The sequence below is a fragment of the Pantoea sp. SGAir0175 genome (assembly GCF_043547855.1).
This window is the reverse complement of the sequence record NZ_CP028081.1, coordinates 1,405,585-1,423,096: the sequence shown is the minus strand read 5'-3', so window position 1 is coordinate 1,423,096 and position 17,512 is coordinate 1,405,585. Positions and strand designations below refer to the sequence as shown.

Sequence of the window (17,512 nt, the reverse complement as noted above, 5' to 3'; positions counted from 1 at the left end):
CGGCAGCGGCGGCTGCCGGTGCGACAGGCTCAGCGTTAGCTGCGCTGCTGCACCACCGACGACTTCACCGCTGACGCTTCCCGCGTGTGTCCCGGCTGCGGCACGCGAATGATAAAGGTCAGCACGCCGGCGAAAAGGTAGAGCGCGGTATAGGCCCACACCACCCCGACGATATCGAAGAACGGCAGCAGCAGTGAAGCAATCGCCGGGGCAACAAAGTTACTCAGCCCGGCCGACAGATTGTAAATCGATACCGCTGCGCCCTTATGATGCGGTTCCAGCGTCGGGAACACCGCGGTCATTGGCACAAAGGCAGCGACAAAGATCCCCAGCATGATCGCCGGAATCAGCGCCACCCAGAAATTATGCCCGGCATACAGCGGCAGGTAGTAAAACGCCAGGCTGGAGATCGCCATACCGAGACAGCCGAACCAGCGCACCTGACGGATCCAGCCCAGCTTCTCACCGGTAATGCCCCAGAAAATATTGGTAAAGATGGTGACGAAGAAGAACACCGCCCAAATCTGCAGCCATTCGGAGATGGTAAAGCCGAGCCGATCGACAAACAGCAGCGGCATGATAATAACAAAACCAAACAGCGACAGCGTATTAATGATGCGAATCAGGCAGGCATAAAACACATGCTGGTTGGTGAACAGAATGGTCACGGCACGCGACATCTCCGTCATCTTATCGCGCAGCGGCAGATTAACGCGGGAACGATCCACCGGCACGTTGCGCAGGCTGAAGTAGGCCAGCACGCCGCCGCACGCCACCCAGACAATTGCCAGCCATAAGGTGCCGGTTTCGCCCAGCATCGGGATGGTCAGGCTCGGCAGGTAGCTGCCCACCACGCCAATCCCTACGGAGTACATCGCCCAGAACCAGCCGGTGGCGGCGGCCAGCTTGTCACGCGGCAGCACCTGCACCAGCATCATCATGAACGAGTAGATAAACAGCGGATAGGCCAGGCCGCGAATGCCGTAAAACAGCACCATCAGCGGATAGTTACGCAGCCCAAGCCCCAGCGACATAAACAGCGCATGCATGACGATCCACAGCACAAAGCCAATCATCATGGCGCGCTGCGGCGTAATCAGCTCCGCCACCACGCCGGAGGCCCACGCCGCCAGCGCGGCGGCCAGGCCGTAAAACGTAAACACCACCGCCGACTGGGCCGGCGAAAAGCCCATGTCAGTGATGTGGCGCGAGAGAAACGCCATTTCGAAGCCGTCGCCGGCCATGAAAATGGCGATGGCCAGAAAGCCCCAGAACATCTTTTTCGGTAAGCCAAACCAGTATGCGTTCGATTGCATGACAATCTTCCTTCCGTTCGCTAATCCGATCAGGCAGGCAGCAACGCGCGCGCCTGCTGTTGTTGTACATAGAGTTCACGGAACAGGCGCAGCCGCTGCTGCAGCACGGCCCCGCGCGCCGCATCGGGCAGATAGCGCGCCTGCACCGGCGGCTTCAGGCACACGTCGGCTTCACTGCCGCCGTCGGCCAGCCACGCCAGTCGCGCCGCACCCAGCGCGCCGGAGGCGCTGGCCGGATGGGTCACTATCGGCAGTTGCAGCACGTCGGCAATCAGCTGCGCCCACAGCGTGCTGCGCGCACCGCCGCCGGTCAGGCTGCACTGCTGAATCTGCTGCTGCGTATCGCCCAGCACCGCCAGACCATCCGCCAGGCCAAACGCTACGCCCTCAATCACCGCATAGCCGAGCAGCGCGCGCGGCGTTTCGTGGCGTAAATGGAAAAATGCCCCGGTCGCCTGCGGATCGTTATGCGGCGTGCGTTCGCCGGAGAGATACGGCAGAAACAGCGGTGCCTGACGCAGCTGTTCCGCGCTGAGCTGTGCCATCTCGTCCATCAGCTGGCTTTCGGTGACCGACAGCAGATTGCACAGCCAGCGCAGACAGCTGGCGGCGCTGAGCATCACGCTCATCTGGTGCCAGCGTCCCGGCAGCGCATGGCAGAAAGCGTGCACGCCGGATTGCGGATCGGCACGCAGCCGATCGTTAACCACAAAAATCACGCCTGACGTGCCGAGCGAGATAAAGGCATCGCCCGCATTAACCGCACCGACGCCCACCGCCGACGCGGCATTATCACCGCCGCCGCCGGCCACGCTCACCGTGGCGGCTAAGCCCCATTCGCTGGCCAGATCGGCGCGCAGCGTGGCGCTGACCGCGCTGCCCTCAACCAGTTCGGGCATCTGTGCGCGCGTCAGCCCGCTAATTGCCAGCAGTGCGTCAGACCAGTCGCGCTGCGCCACGTCGAGCCACAGCGTACCGGCGGCGTCCGACGGCTCGCTGACAAAGCGCCCGGTCAGACGCCAGCGCAGGTAGTCCTTCGGCAGCAGCACCTTGTCGATGCGGCGGAAGATTTCGGGCTCATGTTCCGCCACCCAGTGCAGTTTCGGCGCGGTAAAGCCGGGCATAATCAGGTTGGCGGCGATTTCCATCATCTGCGGATGCTGCTGGCGCAGCGCATCACACTGCGCCGCGCTGCGCGTGTCGTTCCACAATATGCACGGCCGCAGCACCTCACCGGCGGCATCCAGCAGCACGGCGCCGTGCATCTGACCGGAGAGACCGATGGCGCGGATCGCGGCCCACGCGTCCGGTGCCTGCTGGCGCAGCCCGGCGATCGCCTGACCACACGCCTGCCACCAGCGCTCGGGATCCTGCTCCGCCCAGTGCGGATGCGGGCGCTGCACGCTGAGCGTGGCGTGATTCGACGCCACAATTTCGCCCTGCGGGTTAACGATCAGCGCTTTGAGTTCAGAGGTGCCAATATCAATGCCGAGATACATGCTGTGCGCTCCTTACACCGTCGCCGGCTGCAGCAGTTGCTGCTCAATGGCGTCTACGCTGCGCGTCACCAGCGCATGAAAAGCGCGGTCATCGGCCAGTTCGGCAAACAGCGCGCGGTCGCTGAGGAAGGTTTGTAGCGCATTCTCGCCGCTCAGCTGCTGGCGCAGCGCGTCAGCATTGAGCACGCCATCCTGATACGCATACGGCAGCTGGTTGCTGGCCCAGCGTTGCAGGAACAGGTAGAACAGCGCCGGCAGCACGGCGGTAGCGGTCGGTTCTGCGCCGCGCTGATAGCATTCGCGCAGCGTTGGCGTCACCATGCCGGGGATTTTCGATAGCCCATCGGCACCAACGCGCTGGTTGGTATCTTTGATATAGGGATTGCTAAAGCGCGCCAGCACCACGTCGCGGTAATCCGCCAGATCGAGCGGGCTGGGCGACAGTGATGGGATCACGTCCTGCGTGATGTAGTCGTACGCCAGCTGATAGATCGCGGGCTGACGCGTGCTGTCATCAATGTAGTCACGGCCGGTGAGCGTGCCGGCCCAGGCAATCGCCGCGTGCGTGGCGTTGAGGATGCGGATTTTCGCCTCTTCCCACGGCAGCACCGACGCCACCAGCTCCACGCCCACCTTTTCCAGCGCCGGGCGTCCGGCGATGAAATCATCTTCAATCACCCACTGGATAAATGATTCCGCCATCACCGCCGCGCCATCGTCTTTGCCGGTGGCCGCTTTGACGCGTTCGGCGACATCCGGCGTGGGGCGCGGCGTGATGCGATCCACCATGGTGTTTGGCGAAGTGGTGTTATCGCGCACCCAGCTGGCCAGCGCGTGGTCGCCCTGCGCAGCAAGAAACGCCAGCATGCCGTGACGGAAACGTTCGCCGTTGTGACGCAGGTTGTCGCAGTTGAGCAGCGTGACCGGCGCACCGCCGCTGGCCACGCGCTGGCGCAGAATGCGGGTCAGCGCGCCGTAAATAGTGAGCGCCTCACCACGGAGATCGGCCTGAATATCCGCCTGGCTGAGATCGAGTTCATGCGCCGGCGTCAGGTAGTAACCCGCTTCGGTCACGGTAAAACCGATCACTTTTGTCTCAGCGCTGGCGCCCTGTGCCACCAGCGCGCTGATCTCCGCGTCCCACGGCAGGATGGTGCGCAGCGAAGTAATGGTTTCATACGCGCGCTCGCCCTCCGGCGTCACGGTTTCCAGTACGTACTCGCCGTTTTGCGCCTGCAGCTGGTTGAGCAGCGCTACCGCATCGCCGCGGATGTTGCCGAGCGCGATGCTCCAGCTGTCATCGCCCTGCTGGTGCAGCTGGTGCAGATACCACGCCTGATGCGCGCGGTGAAAAGAACCTGCGCCGATATGCATCCACACTGATTTCGTCGTCATAGTCGCCTCGAAATAAACATTTGCCACAATTTAGGGCATTTGCCCGATGAGGCGTAGCATAGTCGCCGCCGGGGCGATCGTTCTGCGAGATCCATCACATTTAATACATTTGCTCTTTTTTAGGGCTTTTGCTCAGTTAACGCTTCAGGGGCAAGACGCGATAAACTGGCGCATCGGAATTTGACGGAACAAGGCGATGAGCAGAGACGAGAAGAAGCAGGAGCTGGCAGCGCGGGCAGCGTGGATGTATTACGTGGCAGGCGTCACGCAGCAGGAGATTGCGCGCGCGCTGGGCTTATCGCGGCAGGTGGCGCAGCGGCTGGTCTCCAGCGCGCGTGAAATGGGCATGGTCAGCGTGAAGATCGACCATCCGGTCACGCACTGCCTGCATCTGGCGCGCGAGATCGAACAAAAGTTTGGCCTGACGCTGTGCCGCGTGGTGCCGTCAGCCGGGCTGGATGATGAGGCGATTCAGCAAATGCTGGCGGTTGAAGGTGCGGCGGTGATGGCGCAGTTTATCAACGAAGAGACGCCGCAGGTGTTTGGCATCGGTTCCGGCAAAACGCTGCGCTCAATGATTGATGCGCTGCCGTGGGTTGAACGGCCACAGCATCAGTGTGTGTCGATGATCGGCGCGATTGCGCGTGACGATTCCGGTACCCGCTACGACGTACCGCTGAAAATGGCGGAGAAGATGCAGGGCAAATATTTCTTCATTCCGGCGCCGCTGTATGCTGACACGCCGCAGGATAAGACGATGTGGGTGCAGCATCAGGTCTATCAGCGCGTCACCCAGCGTGCGCTGCAGGCGAACGTGGCGTTTGTCGGCATTGGCGAAGTGATGCCGGGCTGCCCGCTCAATGCCGAAGGCTTTATCACCGATGCGCAGGTAGAAGCGCTCAACGCGCGCGGCGTGGTGGGTGAAATGCTGGGGCATTTTTTCAATCAGCAGGGAGAGCGGGTGTACGGCGAAACCGACGAGCTGCTGACCAGCGTGCTGCTGGAGAGCCAGACGCAGCGCAATATCATCGGCTTTGCCGGCAGCGCGCGAAAATACGCAGCGATTAACGCCGCGCTGCACGGCGGCTGGATTTCCGGGCTGGTGACGGATGAAGACACCGCGCTGAAACTGCTGCATGATTAATTAAATATTTCTGTGATTCGTCGCGGCGCGATGTATCGCGTGGATTTGTCCGCCGCATCGCCGGGAAACGCGCAGTACATTGCGCCGCTACGGTTCAGAAACCTATTTCAACGATCCCTTCAAAAACTGCTGCAGGCGCGGGCTTTTCGGGTTGCCGAACAGTTCGTCTGGCGCGCCCTGCTCTTCGATTTTGCCCTGATGCAGGAAAATCACGTGGCTGGATACGTGACGGGCGAACTCCATCTCGTGCGTCACTACCACCATGGTTTTGCCCTCTTCGGCCAGCTTCTGCATGATGCGCAGCACTTCGCCTACCAGCTCCGGATCGAGCGCCGAGGTGGGTTCGTCAAACAGCAACACTTCCGGCTCCATCGCCAGCGCGCGGGCAATCGAGACACGCTGCTGCTGGCCGCCTGACAGATGCACCGGGTATTTGGCACGCGCGCGTGCATCAATACCGACTTTATCGAGGTATTTAATTGCCCGCTCGCGCGCTTCGGCTTTGCTCAGCCCCAGCACCTGAATCGGTGCTTCAGTGACGTTATCCAGCACCGTCATGTGGCTCCACAAATTGAAGTGCTGGAACACCATGGTCAGCCGGGTACGCAGCGAACGCAGCTGCTCCTTGTTGGCCACTTTCAGCTGGCCATCGGTGTCGCGCACCAGGTTTATCGCCTCGTTGTTAACCGCGATGGTGCCTTCACTCGGCTTTTCGAGGAAGTTGATGCAGCGTAAAAAGGTACTTTTCCCGGAACCGGACGAGCCAATAATGCTGATCACATCGCCGGCGTTGGCCTGCAGCGACACGCCCTTCAGAACTTCATGTTCACCGTAACGCTTATGCAGTTCGGTAACGCTTAATTTATTTTCAGCCATAGTCATACTCAGTGCGACGAAGAGGGTTTCACATGCGCGAGGAAGCGGCGCTCCGCGAGGCGGAACAGGCTAATCAGCACGTAAGAGATAATCAGGTACAGCACCGCAGCGATGCCGAACGCGGTGAACGGCTGATAGGTCGCCGAGTTGATATCGCGCGCGATTTTTAGCAAATCCGGCACGGTGGCGGTGAACGCCAGCGCGGTGGAGTGCAGCATCAGAATCACTTCATTGCTGTAGGCGGGCAGCGCGGTGCGCAGCGCCGACGGCAGAATGATGCAGCGGTAAAGTTTAAACGGCGAGAAACCATAGGCGCGCGCGGCTTCGATTTCACCGTGTGGCACGGCGCGAATGGCACCGGCAAAAATCTCGGTGGTATAAGCACAGGTGTTCAGGGTAAATGCCAGCAGCGTACAGTTCAGGCCGCTGCGGAAGAAGGCGTTCAGCAGCTCGGAGCCTTTCACCACCTCCAGCGTGTACATGCCGGAATAGAACACCAGCAGCTGCACATACAGCGGCGTGCCGCGAAACACATAGGTAAACAGCCACACCGGCGTGGAGATATAGCGATTGGGTGAGACGCGCGCGATGGCCAGCAGCACCGCAAGGCTGCCGCCAATCACCACGGACAAAATCAGCAGCCACAGCGTGATGGCCACGCCGGTAAAACGGTAACCGTCGGTCCAGAGCAGTTGTTTCCAGTACTCCTGAATAATCTCGATCATAACTCAGCCCTTTTCACCCCTACCGAGTAGCGGCGTTCAAGCCACCACAGCACGCCGTTGGACAGCGTGGTAAACACCAGATAAATCACCCCGGCAACAATCGCGAAGTAGAACGGTTGCCAGGTACTTTTGCCGGCCAGCTGCGTGGCTTTAACCACATCTTCAAGGCCGAGCAGCGACACCAGCGCGGTGGCTTTGAGGATCACCTGCCAGTTGTTGCCGATGCCGGGCAGCGCAAAGCGCATCATCGCCGGGAACAGAATGCGACGGAAAGTTTGCGAACCGGTAAAGCCGAAGGCGGTGGCGGCTTCAATCTGCCCTTTCGGCACCGCGAGAAACGCGCCACGGAAGGTTTCAGTGAAATAAGCACCGTAGATGAAGCCGAGCGTAATAATACCGGCCACCATCGGGTCGATATCAAACTGCGCCATGCCGAGCGCATCGGTCACGGCGTTGAGGGCAATCTGCAGACCGTAAAAGATCAGCAGCATCAGCACCAGGTCGGGCACGCCACGGATTAGCGTGGTGTAGCCTTCAAAAATCATCGCCAGCGGGCGATTGCGGGAGAGTTTGGCGCCGGCCCCTATCAGGCCCAGCACCACGGCCAGCACCACCGAGCTGAGCGCCAGCTCAAGGGTCACCAGCGTGCCTTTGAGAATTACTTCAGAATAGCCATACAACATGGGTTCGATCCTGTCGTGAGGGAAATAAACAAACGCTGTCCAACAACACACGGACAGTCCTGACCAGGATGTGAATCACGGAAGGATGGTGGCAAGCGTATGAACTCCGGGAGTTTACATAAGTAAGCGCCCGGAGTGAATAGTTATGACCCACGTTAGCGTGACTCAATACACCCGTTCAGGAACAGGAGTCTTAATCGCCGTAAACGTTGAAATCAAAGTACTTCTTCGCAATCTTGTCGTAGGTACCGTCTTTGCGCATGTCATTAAAGGCTTTGTCGATAGCAGCTTTCAGATCGGCGTCATCTTTACGCAGGCCCATACCGGTGCCGACGCCAAAGATTTTGTCATCTTTCACCGCCGGACCGGCGAACGCGTAGTTTTTCCCGACCGGCTGCTTAAGGAAGCCTTCACTCGCCTGCACTTCATCCTGGAACGCCGCATCAATACGACCAGCGTTCAGGTCCTGATACACCAGATCCTGGTTGGCATACGGCGTGACGGTCACCCCTTTTGGACGCCAGTATTCATTGGCGTAGGTTTCCTGTGTGGTGCCCTGCAGCAGGCCGATGTTTTTGCCCTTCAGCGACTCGATGGTCGGCTGCAGTTTAGACCCCTTCGGCGCCACTAAACGCGCGTTCGCTGCATACAGTTTTTCCGAGAAGGCGATCTCTTCCTGACGTTTCTCGGTGATTGAGAGTGAAGAGATGATGGCGTCGATCTTCTTCGCTTTCAGCGACGGGATCAGCGCATCGAAATCACTTTCCACATAAGTACATTTGGTCTTGATACGCTTACAGATCTCGTTGGCCAGGTCGATATCAAAGCCAACCAGCTGGCCCTGCGCGTTCTTGGACTCAAACGGCGGGTAAGTTGGATCGGTCCCGATGCGCAGCGACTGCGGTACCGCTGCGAACACGCTCGCAGCGCCGGACATAGCCAGCATCAGAGAAAGAGCCAGAACTCGCTTTTTCATAGGTAACCCTCAAGTGAAGTGCTTATTGTTATGTGGTGCGTGATGTGTTTGCGCTGAATGTTTTGCAGGTTTCATGCCAGTTGTGCAAATCGGCGAAACTGTGCGCAGGCGCACTAAATACCGCGTCCATCTGGGACGCAAGCACTTAGTTTGTGAGGGAAATATAACAGCGGTGTGAGGAAGAAAAAGTGAGATTGTTAACTTTTGGTGCACAAGATGCACGAACAGTGATCGGCCCCGCGCTTTTGCACGCATTCAGTGCATTATTGCACCATCATGCACCCTGCCAGCGGGTAAACAGATCTTCCGGCAGCTCGATATCAAACTGATCCAGCACGCGGTTGACCGTCTGATCAATCAAATCGTCGATGTGCTGCGGGCGGTGATAAAACGCCGGCACCGGCGGCATAATCAGCGCGCCGAGTTCGGCAGCGGTGGTCATCATGCGCAGATGACCGAGATGCAGCGGGGTTTCCCGCACGCACAGCACCAGCCGGCGCTGCTCTTTCAGCACCACGTCGGCGGCGCGCGTCAGCAGACTGTCGCTGTAGCTGTGCACAATGCCCGACAGGGTTTTCATGGAACATGGCAGAATTGCCATACCCAGCGTTTTGAACGAGCCGGACGAGATGCTGGCGGCGATATCGCGCACATCGTGCACCACATCGGCCAGCGCCTGCACGTCACGCAGGCTGTAATCGGTCTCCAGCGCCAGCGTTTGCCGCGCCGCCGGGCTCATCACCAGATGGGTTTCCACTTCGGCTAACGGTTGCAGCACCTGCAGCATACGCACGCCGTAGATCGCGCCGCTGGCGCCGGAAATACCAATGATGAGTCGTTTCATAATTCTGCCTTGCTGCAAAAGAGTGCGCCAATAATAGCCGCTCCGCCGCCATAAATACAAAAACAAACAGGGCGGGATTGCGCCCGCCCTGTTTCGTCTGCCTGAGACTGACCTTAACCTTCGTTATGCAGTTCCAGGTTCTCCACTTCGTTCTGACGCGCAATCGCTTTAGCATCGTCGTTACGCAGCGACTGCAGATATTCCAGATACTGCAGGTCAACGTCTTTGGTGACGTAGATGCCGTTGAACACCGAGCATTCGAACTGGGCAATATCCGGGTTCTCTTCACGCACCGCGTCGATCAGATCCTGCAGATCCTGGAAAATCAGCGCATCGGCTTTAATCAGCTGACGAATCTCTTCCACTTCACGGCCGTGCGCAATCAGCTCGGTAGCGCTCGGCATATCGATGCCGTAGACGTTAGGGAAGCGAATTTCCGGTGCCGCCGACGCCAGATAGACGCGCTTCGCGCCCGCTTCACGCGCCATCTCGATAATCTGTTCAGAGGTGGTGCCGCGCACAATCGAGTCATCCACCAGCAGCACGTTTTTATCGCGGAACTCAGCGCGGTTAGCGTTGAGCTTACGGCGCACCGCACTGCGGCGCAGCTGCTGGCCCGGCATAATAAAGGTACGGCCCACGTAGCGGTTTTTCACAAAACCCTGGCGGTACGGCTTATCAAGAATACGGGCGATCTCCAGCGCAGTATCGGTCGAGGTTTCCGGAATCGGGATCACCACGTCAATATCGAGATCTTCCCACTCGCGGGCAATTTTCTCGCCCAGCTTGGTGCCCATGCGCACGCGTGCGCTGTAGACGGAGATCTTGTCGAGGAACGAGTCCGGACGCGCAAAGTAAACGTACTCGAACAGGCACGGATTGCTTTTCGGGTTCTCTGCGCACTGGCGCGTCGAGAGCTGACCCTGCTCGGTGATGTACACCGCTTCGCCTGGCGCAACGTCACGAATAAACTCGAAGCCGAGCGTATCCAGCGCCACGCTCTCTGAGGCCACCATGTATTCGGTGCGGCCATCGGCCAGCTCACGCTTGCCCAGTACCAGCGGACGGATACCGTTAGGATCGCGGAACGCAACCATGCCGTGACCGATAATCATCGCCACCACGGCGTAAGCACCGCGCACCTGCTGATGCACCGCCGCCACGGCAGCAAAAATGTTGTCAGCTTCCAGCGGATAGTGCTGAAAACGATCCAGCTCCTGAGCAAAGATGTTGAGCAGGATTTCGGAGTCTGAGGTGGTATTCACATGACGGCGACCGACTTCGAACAGCTGCTTGCGCAGTTCATGGGCGTTGGTCAGGTTACCGTTGTGAGCCAGCGTGATGCCGTACGGCGAGTTCACGTAGAAGGGCTGCGCTTCAGAGGCGCTGGAGCTGCCGGCAGTCGGATAACGCACGTGGCCGATACCCATATTTCCCTGCAAACGCTGCATGTGGCGCGCTTCAAATACGTCGCTGACCAGGCCATTGGCCTTACGCAGACGGAAGCAGTTCAGCGCATCGATGGTACAAATGCCGGCGGCATCCTGCCCGCGGTGCTGCAGCACCGTTAACGCGTCATAGATCGACTGGTTTACTGGCATAAAACCGGTGATACCAACAATACCGCACATGTTGTCATTTCCTCATTAGCCGCACTCCCGGTGTTACCGGGGTAAAAAACTCGACGTGCTTTTCAGGTAATCGAAAAACCACCTGATGATGTAACTGAACTGGGGAATGAGTTGAGACTGTTGCCAGTCCGGACTTTTTGAAAAGCCGGTGAATGTATCAAGGAAGAAAAGAATGGCGGATACAATCAGCACGCCACGCAACGCCCCGAAACAGACCCCCAACACCCTGTCGGTTCCCGACAAGCCGGTTTTCTCAACCAGCGAGCCGATCACATAGTTCACGATGGCACCCACAATCAGGGTGGCAACGAATAACACCGCGATGGCGATGCCGTTGCGAACCAGTTCGTCGTCAAAACCTGTAAACCAGACTGCAAGGTAGGCGTAGTAATGACTGGCGACAAAAAACGCGCATCCCCAGGTAACAAGAGATAAGGCTTCCCGGACAAACCCGCGAATCAGGCTGACCAGAGCCGAAAAACCAACTACCGCAATAATGACGTAATCAATCCAGATCATGAACGCTTCCAGTACAGTGCATTTGCACCCCTGCATCCAGTTCGGGGCGCATTCTAACAGAAAAAGAAAACGTTTGCGTAGGGTTTTCCGGTTCTGTCCCGAGAAAAAGGGCGATGAAAAAAACTTTCCTCGCCCTTATTGATGTCAGCCATTTAACCTGCTGATATTCCATAAATTTTAAGAAACGCTTCGCTAAAAAATACGCCAAAAGCCGCGCCTGTTTCTGCTATCGGCGCGGCTTATCAGTTGATCAGCGTGTGCTGTACGGCTTCACAACACCGCCGAGGCCGGAGATGCCTTTCAGCTCGCCGAGTGCGCCCTGCAGTTTCGCTTTGGACGCATCCGGCCCGACGTAAATGCGGGTGATCTGCCCCTGCACCGGCGTCGACGGCACGGTAAAGGCACGATAGCCGGAGAGCCGCAGCTGCGCCACGATCTCATTCACTTTGGCGGCGTTCTTCAGGGCACCAAGCTGCACCACATACGCCTGTCCTGCTGGTGCGACCGGCTCGCTCTGCTTCGGCGTTTCCGCCGCTTTGGGCTGCTCTGTGGCTTTGGGCTGTTCTGTCGCTTTCGGTTGTTCTGCCGGCTTCGGTTTCGGCTGCTCCACCGGTTTAGGCTTCGGCTGCTCGACCGGCTTCGGCTTCACCTGCTCTGCCGGTTTCTGCTGCTGGTGCACCGGCGGCGGCGTCACGACGCTGGGCTGGCTGTTTTGCGCTGGCTGCGTGCTGCCGCTGGCGGCACTGTTTTGCGTTGCGCTGCTGGCGGGCGCCTGCTGCGCCGCGCTCGCACCTTCCGGCGGCTGCGACGGCAGCGGCTGCGTCACTGGCGGCACCATTTCGCTGTCCTGCTGATCGTCAGGCTTTGGCACCAGCGGAATCGCCGCGAACTCCTCTTTATAATGCTTTTTCTTACCGTCCAGCAGACCCGGTAACACGATGACGCCAATCGCCACCAGAATCACCGTACCCACTAAACGATTCTGAAACTTACTTGCCACTGCCGTTCTCCGCTGCCATCGATTGCATTACCTGCGCCACGGTGTGGAACGAGCCGCACACCAGAATCACATCGTCGGGCTGAGCCTGCTGCCGCGCCGCCTGCCACGCGGCTTCAACGCTCTGCCAGGCGCTGCCGCCCTGCAGATGCGCCATCAGCTCATCAGCGGACGCGCCGCGCGGGCCGTCGAGCGGCGCGCAGTACCAGCGTTTGACCTGCGGTGCCAGCGCAGCCAGCGTCCCGGCGATATCCTTGTCGTGCAGCATGCCAACCACCGCATGCACCGTGCCGTGTGCCGGCAGCTCAGCGAGACGTGAAGCCAGATAATAAGCCGCATGCGGATTGTGTGCCACATCAAGGATCACGCGCGGCGCGGTGCTGACCGTCTGGAAACGTCCCGGCAGAATCGCCAGCGGCAGATGCTGATGAATCAGCGCCTCGCTCACCGTCAGGCCGGAAGCGCGCAGCGCCGCAATCGCGGTGGCCGCGTTAGGGAGCGGCACCTGGGGCAGCGGCAGATCGCGCAGTTCACCCTGGGCATCCTGCAGCGTCCAAGTGTCGCCCTCGCGCTGCCACTGCCAGTCGCGGTTAATTTGTAACAGCTGCGCACCCTTCTCCGCGGCCACCTGGGCAATGGTGTCGGGCATATCGGCCTCGCCGACCACCGCCGGTTTACCGCCGCGAAATACGCCGGCCTTCTCGCGGCCGATGCTGGCGCGATCCGGCCCCAGCCAGTCGGTGTGGTCCAGCGCAATGCTGGTGATCACCGCCACGTCGGCGTCGACAATGTTCGTCGCATCCAGCCGGCCGCCCAGCCCCACTTCCAGAATCACGACATCCAGCTGCGCTTCACGGAACAGATTGAGCGCGGACAGCGTGCCAAACTCAAAGTAGGTGAGCGAAATATCGCCGCGTCCGGCCTCGATGGCGGCAAAGCTGGCGCTGTGCCGGGCTTCATCCAGCTCAGCGCCCTGCACGCGCACGCGTTCGGTGTAACGCACCAGATGCGGCGAGCTGTAGACGCCAACACGATAGCCTGCGGCCATCAGCAGGGTTTCCAGCGTACGGCAGGTGGTGCCTTTGCCGTTGGTGCCGGCGACGGTGAAGACAAACGGAGCGGGTTTAAGCAGGTCGAGGCGTGCGGCGACGCGCTGAATACGGTCCAGGCCCAGATCGATAGCCTGAGAATGCAGATGCTCAAGATAATGAAGCCACGTGGCCAGAGGCGACGTGGCTTGCGGGAGGTGAAGAGTGTCCATGTGCCCTGTTAGCTCTTTACGATGTGGTGCGTGAATAAAAAGGCGCATTGATATGCGCCTTTCGGTTGCCTGTCAGGCTTCGTTGCTCTCCGGCTCAGCCGCAGTCGGGCGATCACCATCCTGCAGCGGTGCCGGCAGGTTCATCATTTTCGCCAGCAGGCTGGCCAGCTTAAAGCGCATTTCCGGACGACGGATGATCATGTCGATCGCGCCTTTTTCGATCAGGAACTCACTGCGCTGGAAGCCCGGCGGCAGCTTTTCACGTACCGTCTGTTCAATTACGCGTGGGCCGGCAAAGCCGATCAGCGCTTTTGGCTCAGCGACGTTCAAATCGCCCAGCATCGCGAAGCTGGCGGAGACGCCACCCATGGTCGGGTCGGTCAGTACCGAAATATACGGCAGACCGCGCTCCTGCATTTTTGCCAGCGCCGCACTGGTTTTCGCCATCTGCATCAGCGACTGCAGCGCTTCCTGCATACGCGCACCGCCAGAGGCGGAGAAGCAGATCAGCGGGCAGTTGTCTTCCAGCGCCTGCTCAACCGCACGCACGAAACGGGCGCCGACCACCGAGCCCATTGAGCCGCCCATAAAGGAGAACTCAAACGCGGCAGCCACCACCGGCATACCGTGCAGCTGGCCTTTCATTACCACCAGCGCATCTTTCTCGCCGGTCTCTTTCTGTGCCGCAACCAGACGATCTTTGTACTTCTTCGAGTCGCGGAACTTGAGCAGGTCTTTCGGTTCCAGCTCGCTACCCAGCTCTGTCATCGAACCTTCATCCATCAGGCTATGCAGACGCTCGCGCGCGTGCATACGCATGTGGTGGTCGCACTTCGGGCAGACTTCAAGGTTGCGCTCCAGCTCGGCGCGGTACAGCACCTGACCACAGCTATCGCATTTGGTCCACACCCCTTCCGGGATGCTGGCTTTGCGCGAAGGCGTGGTAGTGCTTTTATTCAGTATGCGTTCAATCCAGCTCATTGATGACCTTTCTGTTTAATGCTGACCTGGTCCAGTCTTGTCGTTACTGCTGAAATCACCTTCAGCAGGCCGTAAATGTCGCTCATTAAACCACAACCCGTTCACGCTGTGGATAAAAATCTGGTAACAGGCTTACTGCGACTTGTGCTGACGCGCCTGGCGGCGGTGACGCCACACTTCAATCACGCCTGGCAGTACCGAGACAATGATGATGCCGACAATCAGCAACTTAAGGTTTTCCTGCACCACCGGCAGGTCACCAAACAGGTAACCGGCATAGGAGAATAGCAGGACCCACAGCAGCGCGCCTGTCACGTTAAAGAGCGCGAAGTGGCGATAAGACATGTGTCCCATTCCCGCCACAAAGGGGGCAAAGGTTCGCACGATTGGCACAAAGCGCGCAAGTATAATGGTTTTGCCGCCGTGGCGATCGTAAAACGCGTGGGTTTTGTCGAGGTAGCTGCGGCGGAAAATTTTCGAGTTCGGGTTGCTGAACAGCTTCTCGCCAAACAGCCGGCCAATGGTGTAGTTAACCGCGTCGCCGAGGATCGCGGCAATCACCAGCAGCGTCACCATCAGGTGCACGTTGAGGTCGTTGCCCGGCAGCGCCGCCAGCGCACCGGCGACAAACAGCAGCGAATCACCCGGCAGGAACGGCGTGACCACCAGCCCGGTTTCACAGAACAGAATCAGGAACAAAATGGCGTAAATCCAGATGCCGTACTGCGCCACCAGCTCGGCCAGATGCACGTCAATGTGCAGAATGAAATCGACGATAAAGTGGATAAACTCCATAACAGCTAACTCCCTGACACTTTCCGATTAAAATGAATCCGCGAGGAACAACGGTCCCAGCGCAGGCTGAGGTAACGCAAACTGAGCAGGGTAATCCACCGCCACCAGATACAGCCCTTCGGCTTTCGCCGTTGCCGCCGCCAGCGTGCGATCTTTTGCCGCCAGCAGCGTGGCCATCCACGTTTCCGGCTGATTGCCGCAGCCAATCTCCAGCAGACTGCCGACGATATTGCGCACCATGTGATGCACGAAGGCGTTGGCTTTGATATCCACAATCACGTACGGCCCCAGGCGCGTGACGTTGAGATGCATCACGTTGCGCCACGGCGTGCGCGACTGGCACTGCACCGCACGGAACGAAGTAAAATCGTTCTCGCCCAGTAAAGCCTGGGCGGCGCGGTGCATCTTTTCCGCATCCAGCGGATGGTAAAAATGGGTAATGCCGTTGCCGAGAATCGCCGGGCGCAGCCGCTGGTTGTAGATCACGTAGCGATAACGGCGCGCGGTGGCGCTGAAGCGCGCATGAAAGCTTTCCGGCACCGCTTTCACCCAGCGCACCGCAATATCGTCCGGCAGGTTAGCGTTCACGCCCAGCGTCCAGGCGCTGTCGGCACGCGAGGAGGTGGTCTCAAAATGCACCACCTGGCCGGTGCCGTGCACGCCCGCGTCGGTGCGTCCGGCGCAGAACACGTTCACCGGGTGATTGGCCACTTTGGCCAGCGCTTTTTCCAGCTTTTCCTGCACGCTGCGTACTTCATTCTGGCGCTGCCAGCCGTAGTAACGGCTGCCGTCATACTCAATGCCGAGCGCCAGCTTAAACGGGGTCGCGTCTTCCAGCATTAATACAGATACTCCTGCACCAGCTTCTCTGCAGTTTTCACCGCCATCAGCGCGCCGCCGAAGCGGATGTTGTCGGCCACCGACCAGAACTGCAGCAGCTCCGGGATGCCGTAGTCGTTGCGCACGCTGCCGATGCTCAGTGCTTCACTGCCGGAGGCGTCGCTGACCGGCGTCGGGTAATCACCGTCGTCGCTCAGGCTGATATCGTCGGCGCGCGCCAGTTCGTCACGCGCTTCCTCCGCCGACAGCGGCCGCAGGTTTTCGATATAGACGATCTGCGCGTTGCCGTAGAACACCGGCGCCTGCACGCTGCTCACCGCAATCGGTAATCCTTCGTCCTGCAGCACTTTACGCACCTGATCGACCAGCCGGCGCTCGCTCGCCACGCTGCCGGCACTGTCCGCCTGCTGCGGCAGCAGGTTGAACGCCAGCTGGCGGCCAAAATAGTGCTCATCGGCCGGTACGCCGTTCAGCAGCCGCGCGCTCTCACCGGCCAGGCCGTCTACCGCCGCTTTGCCGTGGCTGGAGACCGACACCAGGTTGGTCACCTGCAGACGGCCTAAACCAGCGGTATCCACCAGCGGTTTGATGGCGCTTAACAGCTGGCTCACCAGCGCATCGGCCACGGTAATGATGTTGCGATTGCGGTAATCCGCCAGCACCTGTGGATTGACATCCGGCACCACCAGCGGCACGTCCGGCTCCAGCGCGAACAGGTCGCTGCTGTCGATTACCAGGCAACCCTGGCTGGCGGCTTCTTCGGCATAACGCGCCGACGCCTCGCGACCGGCGGTAAAGAACGCCAACTGCGCCTGCGACCAGTCAAATTCCGCCGCGTCCTGCACGCGCAGCGAGCGGCCGTCAAAGCGCACGCTTTCGCCGGCGCTGTTTTCACTCGCCAGCAGATACAACTCACCAACCGGGAACTGGCGTTCCGCCAGCAGTTCCAGTACAGCGTTCCCTACTGCGCCTGTCGCGCCCAGTAGCGCAATATTCCAGCCGTCAGACATGTTGGTTTACTCCAGACAAT

General features: G+C 59.5%; 17 protein-coding genes. 1 reads left to right on the top strand and 16 read right to left on the bottom strand.

What is annotated here, in order from left to right:
- Positions 1-35: 35 nt before the first annotated feature.
- The 3 genes from C1N56_RS06495 to dalD are packed head-to-tail and all read right to left on the bottom strand — an operon-like array spanning position 36 to position 4,210.
- Positions 36-1,316 carry an MFS transporter gene (locus C1N56_RS06495; RefSeq protein WP_394517289.1) on the bottom strand — a complete coding sequence of 427 codons (1,281 nt, stop codon included), beginning with the start codon at positions 1,314-1,316 and terminating at the stop codon, positions 36-38.
- Between the two features lie 29 nt (positions 1,317-1,345).
- On the bottom strand, positions 1,346-2,815 hold the full coding sequence (gene xylB, locus C1N56_RS06490; protein ID WP_394517288.1) for a xylulokinase: 1,470 nt from the start codon (positions 2,813-2,815) through the stop codon (positions 1,346-1,348).
- A 12-nt stretch (positions 2,816-2,827) separates the two neighbouring features.
- Positions 2,828-4,210, bottom strand: coding sequence for a D-arabinitol 4-dehydrogenase (gene dalD, locus C1N56_RS06485; RefSeq protein WP_394517287.1), 1,383 nt, complete (start codon positions 4,208-4,210; stop codon positions 2,828-2,830).
- 196 nt (positions 4,211-4,406) lie between these two features.
- On the opposite strand from dalD, the gene C1N56_RS06480 reads away from it, so the two are divergent.
- Positions 4,407-5,354: a sugar-binding transcriptional regulator gene (locus tag C1N56_RS06480; protein ID WP_394517286.1), complete on the top strand. Its 948-nt coding sequence runs from the start codon at positions 4,407-4,409 to the stop codon at positions 5,352-5,354.
- A 102-nt stretch (positions 5,355-5,456) separates the two neighbouring features.
- On the opposite strand, the gene hisP is transcribed toward C1N56_RS06480, so the two are convergent.
- From hisP to C1N56_RS06415, 13 genes are all read right to left on the bottom strand, one after another.
- Positions 5,457-6,230, bottom strand: coding sequence for a histidine ABC transporter ATP-binding protein HisP (hisP, locus tag C1N56_RS06475; RefSeq protein ID WP_021509187.1), 774 nt, complete (start codon positions 6,228-6,230; stop codon positions 5,457-5,459).
- 8 nt (positions 6,231-6,238) lie between these two features.
- A complete protein-coding gene (locus tag C1N56_RS06470; RefSeq protein ID WP_021509186.1) occupies positions 6,239-6,955 on the bottom strand; it encodes an ABC transporter permease in 717 nt (238 codons plus the stop codon).
- Entirely contained in the window at positions 6,952-7,638 is a 687-nt protein-coding gene (locus tag C1N56_RS06465) for a histidine ABC transporter permease HisQ (RefSeq protein WP_021509185.1), read from the bottom strand. The genes C1N56_RS06470 and C1N56_RS06465 overlap by 4 nt, the downstream gene beginning before the upstream one ends.
- Positions 7,639-7,831: 193 nt before the next feature.
- Positions 7,832-8,614 carry a lysine/arginine/ornithine ABC transporter substrate-binding protein ArgT gene (argT, locus tag C1N56_RS06460; RefSeq protein ID WP_031280032.1) on the bottom strand — a complete coding sequence of 261 codons (783 nt, stop codon included), beginning with the start codon at positions 8,612-8,614 and terminating at the stop codon, positions 7,832-7,834.
- A gap of 274 nt (positions 8,615-8,888) precedes the next feature.
- Positions 8,889-9,458, bottom strand: a complete 570-nt coding sequence (locus C1N56_RS06455) for a UbiX family flavin prenyltransferase (protein WP_394517285.1) — start codon at positions 9,456-9,458, stop codon at positions 8,889-8,891.
- Between the two features lie 113 nt (positions 9,459-9,571).
- The gene (purF, locus tag C1N56_RS06450) at positions 9,572-11,089 is read right to left on the bottom strand and encodes an amidophosphoribosyltransferase (RefSeq protein ID WP_021509182.1); all 1,518 of its coding nucleotides are present in this window, start codon (positions 11,087-11,089) and stop codon (positions 9,572-9,574) included.
- 33 nt (positions 11,090-11,122) lie between these two features.
- The gene (cvpA, locus tag C1N56_RS06445) at positions 11,123-11,608 is read right to left on the bottom strand and encodes a colicin V production protein (RefSeq protein WP_021509181.1); all 486 of its coding nucleotides are present in this window, start codon (positions 11,606-11,608) and stop codon (positions 11,123-11,125) included.
- Positions 11,609-11,858: 250 nt separating this feature from the next.
- Positions 11,859-12,608, bottom strand: coding sequence for a cell division protein DedD (gene dedD, locus C1N56_RS06440; RefSeq protein ID WP_394517284.1), 750 nt, complete (start codon positions 12,606-12,608; stop codon positions 11,859-11,861).
- Positions 12,598-13,866: a bifunctional tetrahydrofolate synthase/dihydrofolate synthase gene (gene folC / locus C1N56_RS06435; RefSeq protein WP_278427109.1), complete on the bottom strand. Its 1,269-nt coding sequence runs from the start codon at positions 13,864-13,866 to the stop codon at positions 12,598-12,600. Before folC ends, dedD begins: the two co-directional genes overlap by 11 nt.
- A gap of 72 nt (positions 13,867-13,938) precedes the next feature.
- Positions 13,939-14,847: an acetyl-CoA carboxylase, carboxyltransferase subunit beta gene (gene accD, locus C1N56_RS06430; protein ID WP_021509178.1), complete on the bottom strand. Its 909-nt coding sequence runs from the start codon at positions 14,845-14,847 to the stop codon at positions 13,939-13,941.
- A 132-nt stretch (positions 14,848-14,979) separates the two neighbouring features.
- The gene (locus tag C1N56_RS06425; protein ID WP_010617492.1) at positions 14,980-15,642 is read right to left on the bottom strand and encodes a DedA family protein; all 663 of its coding nucleotides are present in this window, start codon (positions 15,640-15,642) and stop codon (positions 14,980-14,982) included.
- A gap of 27 nt (positions 15,643-15,669) precedes the next feature.
- Positions 15,670-16,482, bottom strand: coding sequence for a tRNA pseudouridine(38-40) synthase TruA (gene truA, locus C1N56_RS06420; protein WP_058758421.1), 813 nt, complete (start codon positions 16,480-16,482; stop codon positions 15,670-15,672).
- The gene (locus C1N56_RS06415) at positions 16,482-17,492 is read right to left on the bottom strand and encodes an aspartate-semialdehyde dehydrogenase (RefSeq protein WP_058775824.1); all 1,011 of its coding nucleotides are present in this window, start codon (positions 17,490-17,492) and stop codon (positions 16,482-16,484) included. Before C1N56_RS06415 ends, truA begins: the two co-directional genes overlap by 1 nt.
- Positions 17,493-17,512 lie beyond the last annotated feature (20 nt).

Excerpts from the sequence above, each read along its gene's own strand:
- C1N56_RS06495 (WP_394517289.1), bottom strand. The coding sequence starts at position 1,316 with ATGCAATCGAACGCATACTGGTTTGGCTTACCGAAAAAGATGTTCTGG.
- C1N56_RS06415 (WP_058775824.1), bottom strand. The coding sequence starts at position 17,492 with ATGTCTGACGGCTGGAATATTGCGCTACTGGGCGCGACAGGCGCAGTA.
- C1N56_RS06465 (WP_021509185.1), bottom strand. The coding sequence starts at position 7,638 with ATGTTGTATGGCTATTCTGAAGTAATTCTCAAAGGCACGCTGGTGACC.
- folC (WP_278427109.1), bottom strand. The coding sequence starts at position 13,866 with ATGGACACTCTTCACCTCCCGCAAGCCACGTCGCCTCTGGCCACGTGG.
- C1N56_RS06470 (WP_021509186.1), bottom strand. The coding sequence starts at position 6,955 with ATGATCGAGATTATTCAGGAGTACTGGAAACAACTGCTCTGGACCGAC.
- xylB (WP_394517288.1), bottom strand. The coding sequence starts at position 2,815 with ATGTATCTCGGCATTGATATTGGCACCTCTGAACTCAAAGCGCTGATC.
- truA (WP_058758421.1), bottom strand. The coding sequence starts at position 16,482 with ATGCTGGAAGACGCGACCCCGTTTAAGCTGGCGCTCGGCATTGAGTAT.
- purF (WP_021509182.1), bottom strand. The coding sequence starts at position 11,089 with ATGTGCGGTATTGTTGGTATCACCGGTTTTATGCCAGTAAACCAGTCG.
- dalD (WP_394517287.1), bottom strand. The coding sequence starts at position 4,210 with ATGACGACGAAATCAGTGTGGATGCATATCGGCGCAGGTTCTTTTCAC.
- argT (WP_031280032.1), bottom strand. The coding sequence starts at position 8,614 with ATGAAAAAGCGAGTTCTGGCTCTTTCTCTGATGCTGGCTATGTCCGGC.
- C1N56_RS06425 (WP_010617492.1), bottom strand. The coding sequence starts at position 15,642 with ATGGAGTTTATCCACTTTATCGTCGATTTCATTCTGCACATTGACGTG.
- accD (WP_021509178.1), bottom strand. The coding sequence starts at position 14,847 with ATGAGCTGGATTGAACGCATACTGAATAAAAGCACTACCACGCCTTCG.
- C1N56_RS06455 (WP_394517285.1), bottom strand. The coding sequence starts at position 9,458 with ATGAAACGACTCATCATTGGTATTTCCGGCGCCAGCGGCGCGATCTAC.
- C1N56_RS06480 (WP_394517286.1), top strand. The coding sequence starts at position 4,407 with ATGAGCAGAGACGAGAAGAAGCAGGAGCTGGCAGCGCGGGCAGCGTGG.
- hisP (WP_021509187.1), bottom strand. The coding sequence starts at position 6,230 with ATGGCTGAAAATAAATTAAGCGTTACCGAACTGCATAAGCGTTACGGT.
- cvpA (WP_021509181.1), bottom strand. The coding sequence starts at position 11,608 with ATGATCTGGATTGATTACGTCATTATTGCGGTAGTTGGTTTTTCGGCT.